20 protein-coding genes, 6 tRNA genes and 5 pseudogenes are annotated in these 19,669 nt (G+C 35.4%); 14 read left to right on the forward strand and 17 right to left on the reverse strand.

The window, feature by feature from the left end; translation table 11 throughout:
- Positions 1-47: 47 nt before the first annotated feature.
- Complete coding sequence (locus tag ACLKMH_RS11410; RefSeq protein ID WP_413702053.1) at positions 48-512, reverse strand: DUF721 domain-containing protein; 465 nt, start codon at positions 510-512, stop codon at positions 48-50.
- Positions 513-1,189: 677 nt separating this feature from the next.
- On the opposite strand from ACLKMH_RS11410, the pseudogene secA reads away from it, so the two are divergent.
- Together secA and mutT are read left to right on the forward strand one after the other, a co-directional pair.
- A pseudogene (gene secA / locus ACLKMH_RS11415) lies at positions 1,190-3,912 on the forward strand (preprotein translocase subunit SecA).
- 67 nt (positions 3,913-3,979) lie between these two features.
- Positions 3,980-4,360, forward strand: a complete 381-nt coding sequence (gene mutT, locus ACLKMH_RS11420) for an 8-oxo-dGTP diphosphatase MutT (protein ID WP_413702054.1) — start codon at positions 3,980-3,982, stop codon at positions 4,358-4,360.
- Positions 4,361-4,381: 21 nt separating this feature from the next.
- Here mutT and ACLKMH_RS11425 read toward each other — a convergent pair whose 3' ends face one another.
- The 3 genes from ACLKMH_RS11425 to nadC all read right to left on the reverse strand — a co-directional run bounded on the left by ACLKMH_RS11425 (position 4,382) and on the right by nadC (position 6,183).
- Positions 4,382-4,879 carry a DNA ligase gene (locus ACLKMH_RS11425; RefSeq protein ID WP_413702055.1) on the reverse strand — a complete coding sequence of 166 codons (498 nt, stop codon included), beginning with the start codon at positions 4,877-4,879 and terminating at the stop codon, positions 4,382-4,384.
- A 4-nt stretch (positions 4,880-4,883) separates the two neighbouring features.
- A complete protein-coding gene (locus ACLKMH_RS11430; protein ID WP_413702056.1) occupies positions 4,884-5,213 on the reverse strand; it encodes a hypothetical protein in 330 nt (109 codons plus the stop codon).
- A gap of 118 nt (positions 5,214-5,331) precedes the next feature.
- Complete coding sequence (gene nadC, locus ACLKMH_RS11435) at positions 5,332-6,183, reverse strand: carboxylating nicotinate-nucleotide diphosphorylase (protein ID WP_413702057.1); 852 nt, start codon at positions 6,181-6,183, stop codon at positions 5,332-5,334.
- A gap of 276 nt (positions 6,184-6,459) precedes the next feature.
- On the opposite strand from nadC, the pseudogene coaE reads away from it, so the two are divergent.
- From coaE to ACLKMH_RS11455, 4 genes and pseudogenes are all read left to right on the forward strand, one after another.
- Positions 6,460-7,052 (forward strand): annotated as a pseudogene (gene coaE, locus ACLKMH_RS11440) (dephospho-CoA kinase).
- A gap of 27 nt (positions 7,053-7,079) precedes the next feature.
- A complete protein-coding gene (zapD, locus tag ACLKMH_RS11445) occupies positions 7,080-7,820 on the forward strand; it encodes a cell division protein ZapD (protein ID WP_413702058.1) in 741 nt (246 codons plus the stop codon).
- A gap of 21 nt (positions 7,821-7,841) precedes the next feature.
- On the forward strand, positions 7,842-8,030 hold the full coding sequence (gene yacG, locus ACLKMH_RS11450) for a DNA gyrase inhibitor YacG (RefSeq protein WP_413702059.1): 189 nt from the start codon (positions 7,842-7,844) through the stop codon (positions 8,028-8,030).
- A gap of 40 nt (positions 8,031-8,070) precedes the next feature.
- Entirely contained in the window at positions 8,071-8,415 is a 345-nt protein-coding gene (locus ACLKMH_RS11455) for a HopJ type III effector protein (RefSeq protein ID WP_413702060.1), read from the forward strand.
- Positions 8,416-8,452: 37 nt separating this feature from the next.
- On the opposite strand, the gene ACLKMH_RS11460 is transcribed toward ACLKMH_RS11455, so the two are convergent.
- Positions 8,453-8,905, reverse strand: coding sequence for an Lrp/AsnC family transcriptional regulator (locus ACLKMH_RS11460; protein ID WP_413702061.1), 453 nt, complete (start codon positions 8,903-8,905; stop codon positions 8,453-8,455).
- Between the two features lie 153 nt (positions 8,906-9,058).
- Between ACLKMH_RS11460 and ACLKMH_RS11465 the strand changes: the two genes are divergently transcribed.
- Both ACLKMH_RS11465 and ACLKMH_RS11470 read left to right on the forward strand, forming a co-directional pair.
- Positions 9,059-10,078, forward strand: coding sequence for a PLP-dependent cysteine synthase family protein (locus ACLKMH_RS11465; protein ID WP_413702062.1), 1,020 nt, complete (start codon positions 9,059-9,061; stop codon positions 10,076-10,078).
- 13 nt (positions 10,079-10,091) lie between these two features.
- A complete protein-coding gene (locus ACLKMH_RS11470) occupies positions 10,092-11,117 on the forward strand; it encodes an endonuclease/exonuclease/phosphatase family protein (protein ID WP_413702063.1) in 1,026 nt (341 codons plus the stop codon).
- A gap of 21 nt (positions 11,118-11,138) precedes the next feature.
- Here the strand turns inward: ACLKMH_RS11470 and ACLKMH_RS11475 are convergent, their stop codons facing one another.
- The 5 genes and pseudogenes from ACLKMH_RS11475 to ACLKMH_RS11495 all read right to left on the reverse strand — a co-directional run bounded on the left by ACLKMH_RS11475 (position 11,139) and on the right by ACLKMH_RS11495 (position 14,091).
- On the reverse strand, positions 11,139-11,708 hold the full coding sequence (locus tag ACLKMH_RS11475) for a YceI family protein (RefSeq protein ID WP_413702064.1): 570 nt from the start codon (positions 11,706-11,708) through the stop codon (positions 11,139-11,141).
- A 43-nt stretch (positions 11,709-11,751) separates the two neighbouring features.
- Positions 11,752-12,270 (reverse strand): annotated as a pseudogene (locus ACLKMH_RS11480) (cytochrome b); the annotation flags it as partial.
- A 166-nt stretch (positions 12,271-12,436) separates the two neighbouring features.
- Entirely contained in the window at positions 12,437-12,868 is a 432-nt protein-coding gene (locus tag ACLKMH_RS11485) for a glutathione S-transferase C-terminal domain-containing protein (RefSeq protein ID WP_413702320.1), read from the reverse strand.
- 39 nt (positions 12,869-12,907) lie between these two features.
- A pseudogene (locus ACLKMH_RS11490) lies at positions 12,908-13,071 on the reverse strand (glutathione S-transferase N-terminal domain-containing protein); the annotation flags it as partial.
- A gap of 139 nt (positions 13,072-13,210) precedes the next feature.
- Positions 13,211-14,091, reverse strand: a pseudogene (locus ACLKMH_RS11495) (chemotaxis protein).
- A gap of 157 nt (positions 14,092-14,248) precedes the next feature.
- On the opposite strand from ACLKMH_RS11495, the gene ACLKMH_RS11500 reads away from it, so the two are divergent.
- A complete protein-coding gene (locus tag ACLKMH_RS11500) occupies positions 14,249-14,515 on the forward strand; it encodes a DUF1244 domain-containing protein (RefSeq protein ID WP_413702065.1) in 267 nt (88 codons plus the stop codon).
- Here ACLKMH_RS11500 and ACLKMH_RS11505 read toward each other — a convergent pair.
- The gene (locus ACLKMH_RS11505; RefSeq protein WP_413702066.1) at positions 14,502-15,293 is read right to left on the reverse strand and encodes a class I SAM-dependent methyltransferase; all 792 of its coding nucleotides are present in this window, start codon (positions 15,291-15,293) and stop codon (positions 14,502-14,504) included. The genes ACLKMH_RS11500 and ACLKMH_RS11505 overlap by 14 nt on opposite strands.
- Positions 15,294-15,377: 84 nt before the next feature.
- Here ACLKMH_RS11505 and ACLKMH_RS11510 point away from each other — a divergent pair, with 84 nt between their 5' ends.
- Complete coding sequence (locus ACLKMH_RS11510) at positions 15,378-15,524, forward strand: hypothetical protein (protein ID WP_413702067.1); 147 nt, start codon at positions 15,378-15,380, stop codon at positions 15,522-15,524.
- Between the two features lie 312 nt (positions 15,525-15,836).
- Here ACLKMH_RS11510 and ACLKMH_RS11515 read toward each other — a convergent pair.
- The 6 genes from ACLKMH_RS11515 to ACLKMH_RS11540 all read right to left on the reverse strand — a co-directional run bounded on the left by ACLKMH_RS11515 (position 15,837) and on the right by ACLKMH_RS11540 (position 16,757).
- Positions 15,837-15,913 (reverse strand) — tRNA-Met (locus tag ACLKMH_RS11515).
- 78 nt (positions 15,914-15,991) lie between these two features.
- Positions 15,992-16,076: transfer RNA gene (locus ACLKMH_RS11520), tRNA-Leu, on the reverse strand.
- Position 16,077: 1 nt separating this feature from the next.
- Positions 16,078-16,152 (reverse strand) — tRNA-Gln (locus tag ACLKMH_RS11525).
- A 208-nt stretch (positions 16,153-16,360) separates the two neighbouring features.
- Positions 16,361-16,435, reverse strand: a tRNA-Gln gene (locus tag ACLKMH_RS11530).
- Between the two features lie 151 nt (positions 16,436-16,586).
- Positions 16,587-16,671: transfer RNA gene (locus ACLKMH_RS11535), tRNA-Leu, on the reverse strand.
- A gap of 9 nt (positions 16,672-16,680) precedes the next feature.
- A tRNA-Met gene (locus tag ACLKMH_RS11540) sits at positions 16,681-16,757 on the reverse strand.
- Positions 16,758-17,015: 258 nt separating this feature from the next.
- Between ACLKMH_RS11540 and sbcD the strand changes: the two genes are divergently transcribed.
- From sbcD to ACLKMH_RS11560, 4 genes are read left to right on the forward strand one after another with little or no spacing between them, the layout of a single operon-like run.
- The gene (gene sbcD, locus ACLKMH_RS11545) at positions 17,016-17,966 is read left to right on the forward strand and encodes an exonuclease subunit SbcD (RefSeq protein WP_413702068.1); all 951 of its coding nucleotides are present in this window, start codon (positions 17,016-17,018) and stop codon (positions 17,964-17,966) included.
- On the forward strand, positions 17,927-18,265 hold the full coding sequence (locus tag ACLKMH_RS11550) for an exonuclease SbcCD subunit D C-terminal domain-containing protein (RefSeq protein WP_413702069.1): 339 nt from the start codon (positions 17,927-17,929) through the stop codon (positions 18,263-18,265). Before sbcD ends, ACLKMH_RS11550 begins: the two co-directional genes overlap by 40 nt.
- The gene (locus ACLKMH_RS11555) at positions 18,262-19,401 is read left to right on the forward strand and encodes an AAA family ATPase (protein WP_413702070.1); all 1,140 of its coding nucleotides are present in this window, start codon (positions 18,262-18,264) and stop codon (positions 19,399-19,401) included. Before ACLKMH_RS11550 ends, ACLKMH_RS11555 begins: the two co-directional genes overlap by 4 nt.
- Positions 19,382-19,657: a hypothetical protein gene (locus ACLKMH_RS11560; protein WP_413702071.1), complete on the forward strand. Its 276-nt coding sequence runs from the start codon at positions 19,382-19,384 to the stop codon at positions 19,655-19,657. Before ACLKMH_RS11555 ends, ACLKMH_RS11560 begins: the two co-directional genes overlap by 20 nt.
- Positions 19,658-19,669 lie beyond the last annotated feature (12 nt).

The raw sequence follows: 19,669 nt of genomic DNA on the forward strand, positions 1-19,669 counted from the left end.
TGCAGGATTTTTTTATCTGTATTTTTTTATCTGTAATAAGTGCAAAGTTATTTTTTTGGGTTTTTCTGAGAATACGACGCTAAAGATTGTAATGCTTTTTTAAGTTGGGGATCAGCGTCATCTGCTAACGCTAAAAAACTATCGGCCACTTCTTCTGACATTTTAGTTGCGCGAATTTTAGGCAGACTTTTTGCTTTTTTGTGTTTAGGTGACTGTATTGATAAACGTGGATTTACCTTTATATTGATTTTTAGCAAACCAGGTGACGCTTTGCGTAATTCGCTTAATAGTTCATTCCGCATAAATTGTAAGCGCATCATCCAATTGGCATCAGGGATTTCTATAACTAAGCTCCCATTTTGTAAATTTCCTACACGGCAACCTTTGATATTATGTTGTTTCAAAAAACCTTGTAGTAAACTATCCAACTTTGTAAATAGAGGTAAATCGTATTGTAACCCGCTTTGTTTAAGCAACAATGCGACAGATGTAGGCTGGCGTTTACTATTCATTTATCTTTTCAATAATGGATTCATACCATGAGTATAACGGCAATCTGTTAGATAGAGGAAGTAGTTAGTCGTTCATTAAGTGATAGTTTATGAGAAAAAAGCAAATTAGTTAATGAAGAGTTTGATTTTACTGGCTTAAGTCAAATGGAATAAATATAAGAATATGATATTCTCTGCTATTCATCATTATTGAATAATTATGAGAATATTGATCAATTCCCTATAAATGAAGAAAAACAGCTAGCACACCTTGAAATTTCACTTAATCATCACCATCTGTGAATGAGTTAACTATTTTAGGGAAGGCAGTAAAAGCTTGTGCTTTAGTTTTTTAATTTTTGCTACAATCTAAGACTTTTAACTGCAAGACGAGGGCTTATCAAGCTGTTTATATACCTTTAGCTATATAGCTATTTTATGGTAGCAGACTTGTTATTGTTTGAAGGTCGAATTGCAGCATGATGATGGTTTAATAATTATCATATACAGATGCAAGGGAATTAGTTTTAATCACTAAATAAAGACCAACAAGTATTAAGAAAAGGGGCGTCCAACGATCCCAGAGGTTCATTACCAAGTATTAAAAGTAGTCGTCAGTAAATTCCAAGTATTATATTTATTGTCGCGACAGCTAAAATCGAAATTAAATTTAAATTAAAAACAACGAGATAAGTAAAATGATCACACAGCTAATAACAAAAATAATAGGCAGTCGTAATGACCGTTACTTGAAAAAACTCCGAAAAGTAGTGGATGAGATTAATAAACTAGAGCCCCAAATAGAATCACTTTCTGATATCGAGCTAAGACAAAAAACCACTGAGTTTAAAGAACGAGTTGCCGCTGGTGAAGATTTAGACTCTATTCTTATAGAGGCATTTGCTGTGGTAAGAAGTGCATCAATGCGTGTATTTGGTATGCGTCATTTTGATGTGCAATTAATTGGTGGCATGATTTTAAATGAAAATAAAATTGCCGAAATGCGTACTGGTGAAGGTAAAACATTAACGGCGACCTTACCCGCTTATCTTAATGCATTAACTGGTAAAGGTGTTCATGTTATTACTGTGAATGACTACCTTGCAAAACGTGATGCAGAGTGGAATGCAGAGTTATTTGAGTTCTTAGGATTAACCGTTGGTATTAATTTATCAGGTATGGATAGTGAAGCAAAACGCGCCGCTTACGTCGCTGATATTACCTATGGTACTAATAACGAGTTTGGTTTTGATTATTTACGCGACAATATGGCCTTTGAAGCATCGCAACGTGTAATGCGTCCATTGAATTATGCCATTGTCGATGAGGTTGACTCGATTTTAATCGATGAAGCTCGTACTCCATTGATTATTTCCGGTCCTACTGATGGTGATGCACAGCTTTATAATGAATTAAATACTGTTATTCCAATGCTTATCCCTCAGGATCAAGAGGATACTGAAGAATATGTTGGTGAAGGCGATTATACCATTGATGAGAAAAGCAAACAGGTTCTATTGACCGAACGTGGTCAAGAAAAAGTAGAAAAAATCCTTCAAGAGCGTGGACTGCTTGCTGAAGATCAGTCTTTATATGCGGCATCAAGCATTAGTCTTTTACACCATGCAAATGCCGCTTTGCGCGCACATACCTTATTTGAAAAAGATGTTGAATACATAGTTACAGAACAGGGTGAAGTGGTTATTGTTGACGAACATACTGGTCGTACTATGCCAGGTCGTCGTTGGTCTGAGGGGTTACATCAAGCTGTTGAAGCAAAAGAAGGTGTACAAATCCAAAATGAAAACCAAACACTTGCTTCTATTACCTTCCAAAACTTTTTCCGCTTATATGACAAATTAGCAGGTATGACCGGTACTGCTGATACTGAAGCTTTTGAGTTTCAATCTATTTATGGATTAGAAACTATTGTTATCCCAACCAATAAACCTATGAAGCGTATTGATGGAGGAGATCTTGTATATTTAACAGAGGTAGAGAAATACCAAGCAATTGTTAAAGACATTGAACAGCGTCTAGAGCGTCGTCAACCTGTTCTGATCGGTACAGTATCAATTGAAAATTCAGAGCTATTATCGCAATTAATGGATAAAGCGAATATAAAACACAGTGTTTTAAACGCTAAGTTCCATGAAAAAGAAGCCGATATTATTGCTCAGGCTGGTGCCCTTGGTTCCGTGACTATTGCCACTAATATGGCTGGTCGTGGTACGGATATTGTTTTAGGTGGTAATTTACAAGCGCGTCTTGAAAAGCTTGGAGATTTAACTGAAGAACAAAAACAAGCAGAAACGCTTGTGTGGCAGGAAGAACATAAGCAAGTTCTCGAAGCAGGTGGTTTATATATTATTGGTACCGAACGACATGAGTCTCGCCGTATTGACAATCAGTTACGTGGTCGTTCTGGTCGTCAAGGTGATGCTGGTGAAAGTCGCTTTTACCTTTCAATGGAAGATTCTCTGATGCGTATTTTTGCATCAGACAAAGTGTCTAACATGATGAAAAAATTAGGTATGGAAGATGGTGAAGCGATTGAGCACCCTTGGGTAACTCGTGCCATTGAAAATGCACAACGTAAAGTTGAGGGTCGTAACTTTGATATGCGTAAGTCATTACTCGATTTTGATGATGTTGCGAATGATCAACGTAAAGTTATTTATCAACAACGTAATGGTGTAATGGATAGTGATGAGATTACAGAAACTATCGATGGTATCTGGGATGATGTTTTCAATGCTTGTATTGACCAATATGTTCCACAGCAATCATTGACTGAGCAATGGGATTTAGAAGGCTTGGAACGTAAGCTGAAAACAGATTTCTTGCTCGAATTACCTGTACAGCAATGGTTAGTTGATGATGCGAACCTTCAGGAAGAAACCATCCGTGAAAACATTTTAACGCATGCAAAAGATATCTATGCGCAGAAAAAAGAGCAGGTTGGTCAGGAGATTATTTCTGGTTTCGAAAAATCAGTAATGCTTCAAACCATTGATTCATTATGGAAGGAACATTTAGCTTCAATGGATCATTTACGTCAAGGTATTCATTTACGCGGTTACGCTCAAAAAGATCCAAAGCAAGAATATAAGCGTGAATCTTTTGAAATGTTTTTAGAGATGCTTGATAATTTGAAACATGATGTAGTGACTATTTTGTCTAAAGTACAAGTTCAAAGTAAAGAAGAAGTTGAAGCGATTGCTGAGCAACGCCGTTTAGCGGAAGAAAAAGCTAAATTGGAAATGCAACACGCGTGTACATCGCGGGTGAAGTTGCATCGGAAGAGTCTGATTCTACTGATACCTTTGTACGTGGTGAGAAAAAGGTAGGGCGTAATGAACCTTGTCCTTGTGGCTCAGGTAAAAAATACAAACAATGTCACGGCAAGTTGAATGCTTAAATAGATATTGCAAATAACTTAATGGCTCTATTTGAGCCATTTTTTTTGTCTTTAAAAAGAGAATTGTATGAAAATTATCAATATTAGTATTGCTATCGTTAAAGATAATAGTGAACAGTTTCTAATCGCTTTACGTGCTTCAGATGTCCATCAAGGCGGGAAATGGGAGTTTCCCGGTGGTAAAGTGGAAACCAATGAATCTCCCGATGAAGCTATGTTAAGGGAGCTTTATGAAGAAGTTGGATTAACTGCCACTGATTATCAATTGTTTGAAAAGTTATTTTTTGATTATGGCGATAAACAATTAAATTTACATTTCTATTTAGTGAGTAAATATACTGGTCAAGCTACTGCTAAAGAAGATCAACCAATCAAGTGGGTATGTAAGGAAGAACTCCAGCAATATGATTTTCCTGAAGCTAATCAAAGTGTCATTAATAAGCTGTAAAAAGTTTTTATGTTCTTTAATTCAAGGTGTGATGGGTATTCTTACACGTAAAAAAGAGGCAAATCGTGGCACCTTATTTTTTGTTTTACCAATATATTGATAAGTAATGATATCTCCAATTTTAGGCGGATTTGAGCGCTCTTTATCACTAAAACCTGTTCCTATTTTAAATATAATACCATCGCTATTCTTCACTAATAATGCGCCCATTTTACCTAGATATTTACCTTTACCCGGTAAGTAACTTAACACTTGTGCTTCCTCATCATCATAACGTTTCAATTTCATTAAATCTTGACTACGTTTTGCTTGGTAATGCGCATTAATATGGTGAAGCATTAAGCCTTCTCCTCCTCCATCAATAACCTCATCAAGTTTTTGTTGAAGTGCTTGATGGCTATGTATTCTTTGTTGTTTAATGAGTTTGATATAGGGAGAGGGGCTATCATCGATCAATTTTTGCATAATGAGTAAACGGTTGCTGAAGATTTCTGGAGAGTTAGGTAAATCGAAAATCATAAAGCTAATTTCGTTGCCAGCGTTCTTCTTTACCCGTTTTTGTTCTGACAATGCCAGAAACAGTTTCAAACTCTTGTCTTGCTATCCAAAGTTCTCCATCAAGTGGTGTGTTAGGGAAATCGGCGGTAAACCATGTGGGAGCAGGAAAAAGGTTACCTTGGCGTGAAATGAGTTGTTGACCGTCCCAATAGGCACGCACACCATCAAGTTTCTCACTTATCCAATAATCACTAACGATGATATCTTGGTGGAATTTAGTCGCTAGTTGAATTTCTGGTTTAGTCGCTTGTAATGCAGGTGAAAAAAGTAATGAAAACAATAAAATTAAAATCATATAAAACTCCTTGTTTAATCTTTTATTCTAAGGAGTTTTATCTAACTTATTTATTTTAAATATGAGCTATTTGAAGATATACATATTTTCAATCAAATAATTGTCATTATTTGTGTGCTTAATCAACAAAGCGCATGGAAAGGTCAATTGCATTAATATGCTTTGTTAATGCGCCGACAGAAATATAATCAACTCCTGTACTAGCAAAGGCTAAAATAGTACTGGTTGTTACATTACCAGAAACTTCTAAATCTGCTGAATGTTCATTATCTCGATTAATCTGCACGGCTTCTTGCATCATAGCAACCGTAAAGTTATCTAACATAACACGTTGTGCACCAGCATTGAGTGCTTGATTTAATTCTTCAATGCTCTCTACTTCTACCTCTACCCAGCGTTCAGGGTGCAGTTTATTGGCCATTTCAATTGCTTGTTTGATTCCGCCACAGGCTAAAATATGGTTTTCTTTAATTAGATAAGCGTCATAAAGTCCTATACGATGATTAAAACCGCCACCACATAAAACAGCGTATTTAGAAGCGTTACGTAAACCTGGTAAGGTTTTACGGGTATCTAATAATTTACAATTGGTTTCTTTGATAATGTCTGTGTAGTGTTTTGTTCGTGTTGCAATCGCTGACAGAGTTTGAATGAAATTTAATGCGCTACGTTCACCTGTAAGCAAAGTACGAGCACAGCCTTCGAGACTAAATAAAGTTGAATTCGCCTTTACAAAGTCACCATCTTTTACATGCCAGGTAATAGTGACTTTATTACCTAATTGTTTAAAAACTTCCTGTGTCCAAGCTTTACCACAAAAAACAGCATCTTCTCGAGTAATAACAATCGCTTTTGCCTGTTTACCTTCGGGGATCAAGTTTGCGGTAATATCACCCTCTGATGCTGATAAACCGTTTAAATCTTCATGCAGAGCAATTTTGACACTTTCTGAAATTTCTTTTTCAACCATTATTTTCTTTCCAAACTGTAATAATAAATTTTTAACTACTCTGCACTCCTTCAAAAAAGAAGAAATTTTTAGCAAATTAGGTAATAAATGCTCAGGGCTAAGTTACTTAAGCTTAGTTCAAAACGGAAAGCAGAGTTTAATGGTTTATATGAGCATTTCCAACGATGAAATAGGCTTAAATAGCGATAGCCTGAGTTATTTGATTAATTTTAGCATGAACTTAAGACTTAATAATATAACTCTTATAAAATGCTTAGAGCGAATAGGAGAAAATACATGAGTTTGATTATTGGTTTGACGGGAGGAATCGGTAGTGGTAAATCAACAGTCTCTTCATTTTTTAAATCTTTGGATGTTGAAATCGTAGATGCCGATATTGTTGCAAGGCAAGTGGTCGAAAAGGGAACGCCAACCTTAAGTACAATCGTTGAATACTTTGGCCAAGATATACTTGAAAATGGTGAGTTAAACAGGTCTAAATTACGTGAATTAATTTTTAGTGATGTAGAAAAAAATCCTGGTTAAATAATTTATTACATCCAATTATTCGCCAACAAATGCTAGCACAATTACAACAAGCGAAAGGTCAGTATGTGTTATTAGAGGCACCTTTACTGTTTGAAAACAATCTACAAACTTATTGTGATTATGTGTTGGTGGTTGATGTCAGTGAGGCATTACAAATTCAACGGACAATGTTAAGAGATAAGTCTGACCGAGTGATTATAGAAAAAATTATGGCTAGCCAAGTTAGTCGAACAGAACGATTAGAAAAAGCAGATTTTGTTATCCATAATGAAAATATATCATTATCAAGCTTAGAAAGTGCGGTTATCGCTTTAGATAAACAACTCAGAGCGTTACAATAAGGTTCAACAAAAGAAATTGAGATAAAAATGTCTAAGATAATCACCTTTGAATACCCACTAAATGAAAAAATGCGTAGTTATTTACGTTTTGAGTTTCTTTTTTTACAACTAACTAAAAGTAAACAATTTGAAGCTGAAAGTGATGCAACGGTTTTTCTTAAGGCTTTATTTGAGCTATTAGAACTCAGTGAGCGATGTGATATTCGCCATGATTTAGTAAAGGATTTACGTGAATTAACCGTGCAAATGAAAGGTTGGTTGAAGCATGAAGAAGTTAATTTACAAGCTGTTTCAGAATTATCCTCTGAAATAGAAACTTTGATAGAAGCTGTTTTAGCTATGCCAAAACAATTACGCTATTTTAAAAGTAATCGCTTTTTAACCTCTATAAAGCAACGTTTTTCTATTCCCAGCGGTTGTTGCAATTTCGACTTACCTCAATATCATTTTTGGCTATCAGAAAGCGCTGAAAAACGAAATAAAGATGCAGAGGTGTGGTTATCTCATTTTTCAGCTTTGCAAAAAGCGCTATTTTTATATTTAAAAATAAAACGTTCGCAGGGTGTGAGCTCTACCCAGACTGCTGTAAATGGTTTTTATCAAGGAGCGGTAGAGCATTGTTGTTTTGTGACGATAGAATTAGAAACCTCATTTGCTGTTTATCCAATGATAAGTGGCCACAAAGATAGATACTCTATTCGTTTTATGAGCACCGATATTGAAAACCATTTAGCTGAAAATATTAAATTTAAGCAAATTTGTTGTTAACAATTAAGACTAGGAATATAGATGAAAGTTAATTGTCCTACCTGTAAAAAGGAAGTGGAATGGGTAAAGGAGAGTCTTTATCGACCTTTTTGTAGTAAACGTTGCCAGTTGATTGATTTAGGAGAATGGGCCGACGAAGAAAAGCGCATTAAAGGTGAAAGTGTTAGTGCAGAAGACTTACCACAAGATAAAACCATTTATTTCGATTAAATAATTTTTAAACCAATCTGTTAGAAAACTAGGAATCAATATGCTTATCAATGCATTTTTAGAAAAATTAAATCACACACCTGACACAATCGCATTCAATGAGACGATGGCTGTCATTGAAGAAAATTATACTTTTTCAGCGGTTGCTTTTAGCAATGGCGAACAAAAAAATGCACCTGGTGAAAATTCTGGTTCATGTAAATTGTTTGCTTTTGCACAGTTACAGGAGCTTAATAAAGAGCAGACTCTAGCTTGTTTTGGTGATTACTACCGTATTGATGTTTTACAAAACCCTAATGCCACTGATCATCAGAATATCCGCCAATTTATGCTTCAGGGGTGGTCTGGTATTTCCTTTGACGCACCAGCTTTAACTGCTAAATAATATCATTCAGTTTATTTAACAGGGTGTAATGACCCTGTTAAATAGGCAATTCTGTGGTGTATTTTAATTGTTGCATGGCAAAATTTGAATTAACATCAGTTAAGCCACTGACATTATTCACAAGGGTTTTATAAAATTTATCATAGCTTCGCATATCCTTAACCAAAACTTTTAACAAATAATCATACTCTCCCGCCATTCGATAAAACTCCATCACCTGTGAAAAGCCCTTTACCTGCAAAACAAACTCTTCGAACCAGCTCTCTGAATGATGCTGGGTTTTAATTTGCACAAATGCAATTAATTCTAGGCCTAATTTTTCAGCCTCCAACAAAGCCACGCGTTGTTTAATATAACCTTCATCTTCTAAACGTTTAATTCTATTCCAACAGGGTGTTGTTGTTAGGTGTAGTTGATCTGCTATTTGTTGCAGTGAATAAGAGCAATTACTTTGTAATAATTTTAATATCGCTTGGTCTATTTTATCCATATTTTTTCACCTATATTCTTATTTAGGTTTTATTTCTGTTATTTGTCTATCTAAAAGAAAAATATTCTTTATTTTAATGTTTTTCAAGTAATTTAAGAGAAAGATTCTATTTGTTATTCCCTATACTGATATTTATCGACAAAGGAGCAAATAATGAGCAAGCAAAGAGACTGGGTAAATAATGCTATCGCATTAATCAAAGCGGACTATCAACGTAGTGCCGATACACATTTAATTAAATTAGAGTTGGCTGAATTTAACCATATTGATATTTATTTAAAAGATGAAAGTACGCATCCTACTGGTAGTTTAAAACATAGATTGGCACGCTCTTTATTTTTATATGCTCTATGTAATGGCCATATACATGAACAGACAACTATCGTTGAAGCTTCCTCTGGAAGTACCGCTATTTCCGAAGCATATTTTGCGCGTTTATTAGGTCTCAAGTTTATTTCTGTGATGGCAAAATGTACCAGCCCTGAAAAAATAGCCTTGATTAAAAGATATGGTGGGCAATGCCATTTAGTTGAATCAACCGATATGATTTATGAGCACTCTGAACGCCTAGCTAAGCAATTAAATGGTTATTATATGGATCAGTTTACCTATGCAGAGCGTGCTACAGACTGGCGAGGTAATAATAATATTGCAAAATCTATTTTTGACCAAATGTCACTTGAGTCACATTCAATTCCTAACTACATTGTTGTCAGTGCAGGCACCGGTGGTACCAGCGCAACGATTGGACGTTATATTCGTTACCATCAGTTGACTACCCAATTAGTGGTGACGGATCCAGAGCATTCGGTTTTTTATGACTATTTTAAAAGTGCAGATAAAACCTTATGTTCTACTAAAGCGGGAAGAATTGAAGGAATAGGGCGTCCTCGGGTAGAACCTTCCTTTATTGCGAGCTTAATTGATAGAATGATCAAGGTTGCAGATATGCAATCTGTGAATATGATGTTGTGGTTAGAAACCATTCTTGGTTATAAAGTCGGCCCAAGTACTGGCACAAATATGGTTGGGGTATTACAACTTGCTCGTGAGATGCAGGCAAAAAATCAGCAGGGAGCCATAGTGACACTGCTTTGTGATAGAGGAGATCGTTATTTAGATAGTTATTATTGCCCAGAGTGGGTTAAACTTAATATCACAGAGACTCCCTAAAAGACTGAAGATATTGCACATAGCAAATAGCACACTAAAAATAGCGACCTTTAATTTACTTAACTTCCTTGAACCTCCCTTTGCAAGTTATGAATTTGATCGCATATTAAGCACTGAAGAATGGCAAAAGAAACAACAATGGATTTCAGACTATCTCACTGAATATCAGCCCGATGTAATTGGTTTTCAAGAAGTATTTAGTCCTGATGCCTTAGAAGATTTAGTTAATAACCTAGGCTATCAATATTTTGCTGTTGTTGATGAATGTGTCGTAGAGGATGATTTTATTTGTTCATCGCCCGTAGTGGCAATTGCCTCTCGTTTTCCAATTAACGAGGCTACTGCTGTTGATTGTGACCAAGCCTTAGCATCCAAAATAGGGCTTGCTAGTGACTTTTCATTTAGTCGAAAAATATTAAGGGCGACTATTGATTTGCCACATATCGGCGAGAGTGATTTTTATGTTGTACATTTTAAATCCAAACGTGCTTTATTTTCACACCAGGAAGAGTCACAGTTAACAGGTGAAGAGAATATTATTGAATCCTTAAAAGCAAATATAGCTGGAGGATGGGGCGCTACTATCCAACGTGGTACTGAGGCTAGTTTATTAATGGTTGAAATGATAAAACGCAAAGCTGAAACGGATAATGCCATGTTATTAATGGGGGACTTTAATAACAATCTAACTGATGGTGTTTTAAATCAATTAATAACTAATGATCTACGTTTCGTTTCGCAAATTGATAAGGATGCATTTTTGGCTAAATATTGTTTGCAGGATGTGTGGCACTTATTTCAACAAAGCGATAATTATCTTGGCCAAAGGCGAGCACCAACTCATTATTATGGCGAGACAAGTTCTGTACTCGATCACATATTAGTTTCCTGTGAATTTGATGCTAAGTACAGTAAGAGTATTTTTTCTGTTAGTCATTATGAAACCCATGATCGCCACCTCATTAATCCTATTTTCGCAAGAGATAGTCAAAGCACCGACCATGGAATAGTATTGGCTACATTCGAGTTACGTAGCTAATCACAACGCTTCTAGTTAATATTATTGCTTAATACCTTCAACTTGTAGGTCTAAATCAACATAACTCGATGCGCCTACGACAGTAATACCAAAGTCTTTTAATTGTAGGCGTGTTGTTGCTTCAAAACCTGCACGGTATCCGCCCCAAGGATCATCACCTTCACCAATAAATTTAGCATCTAAGGTTACATCCTTAGTGATACCATGAAGTGTTAATGCGCCCATTACTGAGAGGCCTCCATCCGCGTTTTTAACTACTTTTTTGCTCTCAAAGGTAGAGTTTGAAAATTTACCAGCATTAATGAATTGATCGCCTTTAATGTGCTTATCACGCTCTGCATGATTAGAATCTAAGCTGGTAGTATCTACCGTTACCGATATTTTTGATGCTTCTACATTATTTGCATCATAACTAAAATTACCTGAAAATGTATTAAAACGACCTTGAATAAAACTGTAACCTAAGTGGCTAACTTTAAAGTTGACCGAAGCATGAGCACCATCTGTATCGATTTTATAATCCGCCGCATTTACCATTGTAGGTAGTACAAAAGTTGATGCGATTGCAGAAGCGAGTAATAATTTTTTCATATTGGTTCCTTTTTGATTCATTTAAAAAATCCGAGTTAAAGCATTTTTTAAGAGTATTGTCTTTATTAATAAAATGATGTTTGAGGGTCGCTATTGCGTGTAATAATGCTAGTGAAATTAAGCTATAAGTAAGGTAATAATGCACTTCACCTGCAATATCTTCTTGGTTTTCAATTAATTCTCCCATACTAGGTAACGTCACTAAATTGAATATTTCTATACCTCGACCATCTGCCGTGGATATTAAATATCCAGAGAAGAAGGTCGCTAAAAGAAGTATATAAAGTAAAATATGTGCTATTTTGGCGCCTTTTTTCTCCCATTCCAATCCTTCTATTTCTGGTGCTTTAGTTAATAATTTCCAAATTAAACGAAGCAAAGTAATAGCAAAAAGTATTAATCCAACAGATTTATGCCAGTTAGGTGCAATTTTGTACCACTCGCTGTAATAAGTTAAATCTACCATCCAATAGCCGAGTGCAAACAAGGAAAAAATCGCAATAGCTGAAAGCCAGTGCATTATTATTGCTAATGAATTATATTTTGAAATGGAGTGTGACATTTTTAACCTTTCACAGTATTTAATGATAATTATTATTGTAACTAACTTTACTAATAATCAAATACATAGAAAGAGAATGGTTTGTTCAAAAAAACTGATGTGATAGCAATCGTAGTAAAATTTCATCATTAAGTTTTACTACGATTTCTATTTTCAAAGTTGAAAATTATTCTGGAAAAATGTGTGACTGTTGTGTGCTCAACCAAGTTGGATATTTTTGCATTATAGAAATAAATAGTTGGCTGTTAACCAGGTTTTTTAACCAGTCTTGTAAATGAGGGTAGGGAGCCTGCTCAAACCAGTTTTTATTAACGCCTGAAAATTGGCGGATAAAAGGAAAAATTGCCATATCAGCTAAACTAAGGCTGTTTGAGAATAGGTATGTATGTTGTTTCAAGCGTTGCTCTAATTTTACTAAAAAATCTTCGCATTGCTGGCGGTAAAATTCCTCTGTATTTTCTGGAAAACGGTCTGCATATTTATATTTATCTAACCATGATTTAAATTCGAAGTCATTCTCGTCAATTAAGGCAAGAACAGTGTGAATGTCTTCTGTTAACCAGTGATCAGGATCATTTTGAGAAAGCGCCCATACCATAATATCTAGGCTTTCATCTAAAACTTCACCCGTATTTAATTGCAAAACAGGTACCGTACCTTTACTAGAGAGCGCTAGCATTTCAGGGGTTTTTCTTTTAAAATTATTTCTCGTAATTGCACTTGTTGCCCGCTGTAAGAAAGAGCAAGTCTTGCACGCATTGCATATGGACAACGACGAAAAGAATAAAAATAATGAGCCATAGTTTTCCCATTTAAAATAAAGATATTAAATAAATTATCCCTTGCTGACCTTAAGAAGCAAGGAATTTTATTCTAAATAAATGGGAGCAGACAAACAATAATCGAATAACGCTTTGTTAATTTACACTAGGTGATTACATTAATTCTTATCGGTTGCTTTTAACATTGCATCAACCAAGTCTTGCGCGACAAATTTAGTAAGTGCTTGATTAGCACCTATTTGCTGTGCACGGTCGACACTCATTTTACTTGATAATGAAGAATGTAAAATTACGTAAGTGTTCGCTATCTCCTTGGTGTTGCGTACTTCAAAGGTAAGCTCATAACCATCTAAACCAGGCATTTCAATATCACTGACTAAAATGGTAATAGGATCATCCTTTGTAGCCAGTTGTTTCATCACGTTTAATGCATCATGACCATTTGTACATACTTTAAAGGGGACATCTATACGAGTTAGTGCATTTTCTAATTGTTTACGAGCGACTGCTGAGTCATCAACTAATAGAATATGTTCATTTTGTAAGAGTCCTTTTTTTACCCCCGTTATTTCAACTGAATGTTTGTTATCTTCTGGAAAGATTTGTGATAATAAAAGCTCAATATCAAGCAATTGGATAATGTTTTTTTCAAAATGAGTAATACCCGTGATATAGGTTTTATGGCCTAATGAACTTGGTGGTGGCTCTATATTTTTCCAATTACATTCAATAATACGTTCTATTTTTCGTACTAAAAAACCGACATGCTGACGACTACAATCGGTAATAATTATAACGCTATTTTTTCTCTTCTTCACTGATTGGCGGATAACCCACAGCGTACCGCCATATCAATAATGGATAAAGTCTGCCCTCGAATACTGGTTGCACCCAGAACGTGCTCACTTGCATTCGGCAATTGTGTTAAGGGCTGATAGGGAACTATCTCTTGAATTTTTAGTGTCCCAAGGGCAAAGCTTTGTAACGCTGATAACTTAAAAAGTAATAAACCCTGTGATTGGCTAGAGGTTGATTGCATAAAAAAGTCCGTATCAAGTATTAAATTAAAATTATAGACGATCTGTTTAAAATAGTTGTTATGAAAAATTAGATCACATATTTAACATATTTGGTATAACATATTATGACTTTAACTATTTTGGATTAAAAGATGACACCTGAACAAAAAACTCAACTTGAAGTCACTTGCCTTTCGCCGTTTATTAGCCCATCTCGATAGTCGTAAAGATGTGCAAAATATTGAATTAATGAATTTATCTGGTTTTTGTCGTAATTGTTTATCAAAGTGGATGTTAGCAGAAGCGGAAACATTAGGCGTTGATCTTGATTATGACCAAGCAAGAGAGCATGTCTATGGTATGCCTTACTCGCAATGGAAAGAGCACCATCAATTACCAGCTACCGAAGAACAACTCGCAATTTTTAAAGCTAAAAACGGTTAATTAGCGCTTGCCATAGTGCTTCAAATTGTACCATTTGTTGGTGCTTCTTTGAGGCATTATGTTCATTTCTATCAAATTCAGTGGTAAATGGGCCAGCCCGGCACATAGAGCAACAATTTTCTTCTTGATAAATGGGTGCTTCTAATTCTTTTTTCAAGGCATGATTTTTTTGTAAGGTCCAAGCATAGGTTCTACCTTTGGTATCTCTTACATGTTTATCTCTATCAACATTACGCACTTTATACTCAGGAAAATTTTGTATATCAAATAACGAAGACCCTAAGTAATAAAAATTACTTTGTTTATGTAAGGCATTTTCAATGTTCCATTCTCGGTAGGGTTTTACATCCTTTGAAGTAATGAAACAAAGTTGTTGGCCATTAGGGTCTAGAAAATATTGAAAGGCATTATCCAAAAAGTGACGTAATAATTGCCGGTTTAGTGTGTTTACACTAATTTTCTCCGCTTTATTTTTATATTCTTGAAAAGATTGAAATGCAGGTAATAGCGGAAATTGGAAAATCACCACATCAAATTTATTCTTTTGTAATGTAGACCATGAGTTAGGGTTAGTAACGTCAAAATTAAATAGTATATTCACATCTTTTTGTTGTAATGAACGCAAAGCATTGTCACGATACTTATTAGTCATAGTGCTTTGTGAATCATAGACTGTCGCTGTTAAATGCGCCGGGCGATGATATTTAAAAAGCGAATAAGAAAAGGATAAATCGCCATCGCCAACAGTTAAAATTCGCCATTTCTTTTTAATAATCATACTCTAACCCGTTAAAATCAGTTGTTAATTTAACACTTTTCTAAAAGTTGACTAAGCTTTAATAAAATAATTTAAAGGAAGTCTATGAAACGTTTATTTAACGATCCACGCTATTTCAATATATTCTCTGCTTTTGTTGCTTTTACTTTTTGGGGCGGTTGGGCGTATTTTATTAATCATACAGAGACTGGTTCCGAAGGTATTATCTCCGGATTAACACAAGGGGGATGAGCTTCATCATTACTTTTTTTATGGCCACTTTAGTTACTTTCTTATATAACCGAGTTAATTACTTAAGTTTATTTATTGCACCATTACTAACTGTCGTAATTACTGGTATATTACTGGCAAGTGTGCATCTCTTGGTCTCAACCCCTAATGTCTTTTATACCATTGCCCCAACATTAATTGTTTCATTTTTCTTCTGTTTATTTGTAGCTTATAAATTAAAAATTTAATGAGATTTTAAAATTTAAGATATGGATATTTTGTTGAAGATGATTAAGAAGGGGATATTAAGATATTCTTAAACTTAGTTAAGAATGGTGGCTACACCTAGATTTGAACTAGGGACCCCATCATTATGAGTGATGTGCTCTAACCAACTGAGCTATGTAGCCGTCATACTTCTGACAATAAAGTCAGATATAAAAAAACCAGCATTTGCTGGTTAATTTATTACTCTAATTAAAGAGTAATGGTGCGGAAGGAGAGACTTGAACTCTCACACCTTACGATACTAGAACCTAAATCTAGCGCGTCTACCAATTCCGCCACTTCCGCGTGGCTGGGATAAGAGGATTTGAACCTCTGAATGCCGAGATCAAAACCCGGTGCCTTACCGCTTGGCGATATCCCAGTTGTAATTATTGTGCGTTTTCTTCGCGGAGATTATCATGATTCGACTTGCCGAGATCCTATATTAAAACCTGGCGATACCTTACCACTTAGTGATATCTCAGTTGTAATTATTGTGCGTTTTCTTCGCTGTATTTTTAAGCATACCAGCTAAGTTTAAACTTCTTCAAGTATTTACAAACACATTTTAAAAATGAATTTGAGAAATGTGGCTGGGATAAGAGGATTTGAACCTCTGAATGCCGAGATCAAAACCCGGTGCCTTACCGCTTGGCGATATCCCAACTGTAATTTAGCGTTGTCTTCGCTGAGAAAATCATGATTCGACATGCCGAGATCCTATATTAAAACCTGGCGATACCTTACCACTTAGTGATATCTCAATTGTAATTATTGAGCGTTGTCTTCGCTATGGTTTCTTAACTAAGTTAAGAATGGTGCGGAAAGAGAGACTTGAACTCTCACACCTTACGATACTAGAACCTAAATCTAGCGCGTCTACCAATTCCGCCACTTCCGCATATGCAATTGGTGGCTACACCTAGATTTGAACTAGGGACCCCATCATTATGAGTGATGTGCTCTAACCAACTGAGCTATGTAGCCATTTTGCATTATCTTGAAAACTTCTGTTTGACCAGTCGTTGTCTCGATGGGGCGCATTATGCTGAGTTCACCTACAATCGTCAACTGTTTTTTAATAAAAAAAGTGCTTTTTGTTGCGTTTGCTTATTTGTCAAACAAATTGTGCTTATTTCGATCTGAAATTGCTAATTTACTAAGCGACTAACTTTTAAATAACTAAAAAGAGTTTTCTAATGATGGACTTGCTAAACTATTAAGTCTCTTAATAGGAACGTTTTAATGAAAATATTACACACTTCTGATTGGCATCTTGGCCAGCATTTTATGATGAAAAGCCGAGAAGCTGAACACTATGCATTTTTAAACTGGCTAATTGATATTGTTGAGAAGCACTCGATTGATGTCATTGTGGTTGCCGGAGATATATTTGATACCGCATCACCTGCTTCCTATGCACGAAAATTGTATGCAGACTTTATTGTTAAATTACAAACGGTTGCTTGCACAAATTTAATTATTGTTGCCGGAAATCATGACAGTGTAGCCGTTTTAAATGAGAGTAAAAGCCTATTGCAGGCGTTAAATGTTTCAGTGGTCGCCGGCATCAGTGAAGATTTGCAAGATCATATTATAACCGTCGCGGATAAAAATAATAATCAAGCCTTGCTATGTGCACTTCCTTTTCTTAGAGCAACTGATGTCATGTCTAGTGAGTCTGGTTCCTCTGCCTCACAAAAACAAATGAGCTTACAACAGGGTATTGCTCAGATATATGAAGATATCTATCGATTAGCCTGTGAAAAAAGAGCTGATATGGGTATTCCAATTATAGCAACTGGGCATCTGACCGCTGTAGGTTGTTCTGTTTCTGAATCTGTTAGAGACATTTACATAGGGACCTTGACGGCGTTTCCTGCACAACTATTTCCCGCTTTTGATTATATTGCGCTAGGGCATTTACATCGTTCACAACAAGTGCAAAAAAATCCTTATATTCGTTATAGCGGTTCTCCTATCGCTTTAAGTTTCGATGAGGCTAAACATGCAAAACAAGTGATCCTTGTTGATTTTGATAATAATAATGAATTAACCGAAACAAAGAGCACAAAGCAAGTACCTGCAAACTCAATTCCTTTAATTTCAGAAATCGTTATTCCAGCTTTTCAATCACTGTTAGTTATAAAAGGGATTTGGCTTCTATTAAACAACAAATTATTGATCTCACTGTAAAAGACACATCAGTTTGGGTTGAAGTTAAAATTGAAGAAGCTTTTTATCGCAGTGATGTGCAAGCAGAGTTAAACCAACTAATTGTTGATACAAAAATTGAAATATTAAAAATCAGCACGCCTAAAATTGATGAAAACAGTCAATGGCAAGCGACTCATATTGAAACGCTTGATGCATTAACACCTGCAGAGTTATTTCAACATCGTCTTGATTGCGAGGATAATTTGAGTGAACTACAACAGCAACAACTTAAGGTTTTATTTGCACAGAGTTGTGCTGAATTGGAGCAAAAATCATGAAAATACTATCACTGGAATTTGAAAATTTAAATTCATTGATGGGGCAATGGAAAATAGACTTTCGAGAGCAGGCATTCAGGGATAACGGTTTATTTGTTATCACTGGTCATACTGGTGCGGGAAAAAGTACATTGCTTGATGCTATTTGCCTTGCTTTGTATCAGGAAACACCACGTCTAGCTAAATTAACCCAAAGTAAAAATGAGTTAATGACCCGTGGAACCGCCACCTGTAAAGCCGAGGTGGAGTTTAGTGTTAAAGGAAAAGCTTATCGAGTGTCATGGGCACAAAGTCGAGCACGCAAGAAAAGTGATGGCAAGCTACAGGCTCCTATTTGTGAATTGGCAGAAATTGAAGATAATAAAATTTTATGCACCAAAAGTAGTGAAGTATTAAAACAGGTAATTCAATTAACCGGGTTAGATTTCTCACGTTTTACCAAATCAATGTTGTTAGCACAGGGCGGTTTTGTTGCTTTTTTAAATGCCAGCCCTAAAGATAGAGCGGAGTTATTAGAGGAGTTAACCGGAACAGAAATCTATTGTCAGATTTCTATGCATATTTTTGAACGTAATAAAGAAGTACAAGCAGAGTTAACATTACTTTCTAGCCAAACCGATTTATTAAATATATTGGATGAGGAATCAAGAGAGGCACTAGAAGGCGATATTAGAGCGTTACAGAGAAAATTAGACTCAACACGAGGAGAAATAAAAAATATCGAAAAAATGCTGTTATGGCATTCAGAAGCTGAAAGTCTTAAAAAGCAACTGGAGGAGATAAATGCACAAAAAATACTCGCAGAACAAAATCTCGAGAATTTTAAGCCACAGACAGAAGTTATTGCAAATGCTCAAAAAGCAAATCGTGTTTTAACCTATTTTAATGCATTAAATGAACAGCAAAAACTATCCGAAGATAATGCCCTAGCACGTGAAAAAGCAAATCAAACACAGTTAAACTTACAATCTAAATTAACCCAGGCGCAAGAACAATTTTCATTACTCGGTAATAAGAAAAAAATAGGCCTACAAAGTTATCATAAAAATACAAAAGCTTTAAATGAAGACTTAAAACCAATGGAACGAGAGTTGATTCGTTTTGAAAAGGTCATATTTGAAAAAAGGAGTCGTTGAGTCACAAAAGCAACTTCAACAACAGGCATATCAACAATTCAGTGAATTGAACAATAGATTAACACAACATAAACAAGCGCTATTATCCGTAGAAAAAAGCATTAATGAAAAAATACCTTTGTCGATTGAAAGCGGAACATTGACAATGATCGAGCATTATTTGCAACATTATAATGCTGAACAAAACAAATTAATTCCCTTAACTGAACAATTAAAAACAATTAATTTACACATCCAAAATAACCAAGTCTGCTAAGCAAGAGACACA

The sequence above is a fragment of the Psychromonas sp. KJ10-10 genome, assembly GCF_047323245.1.
Lineage (GTDB): Bacteria > Pseudomonadota > Gammaproteobacteria > Enterobacterales > Psychromonadaceae > Psychromonas.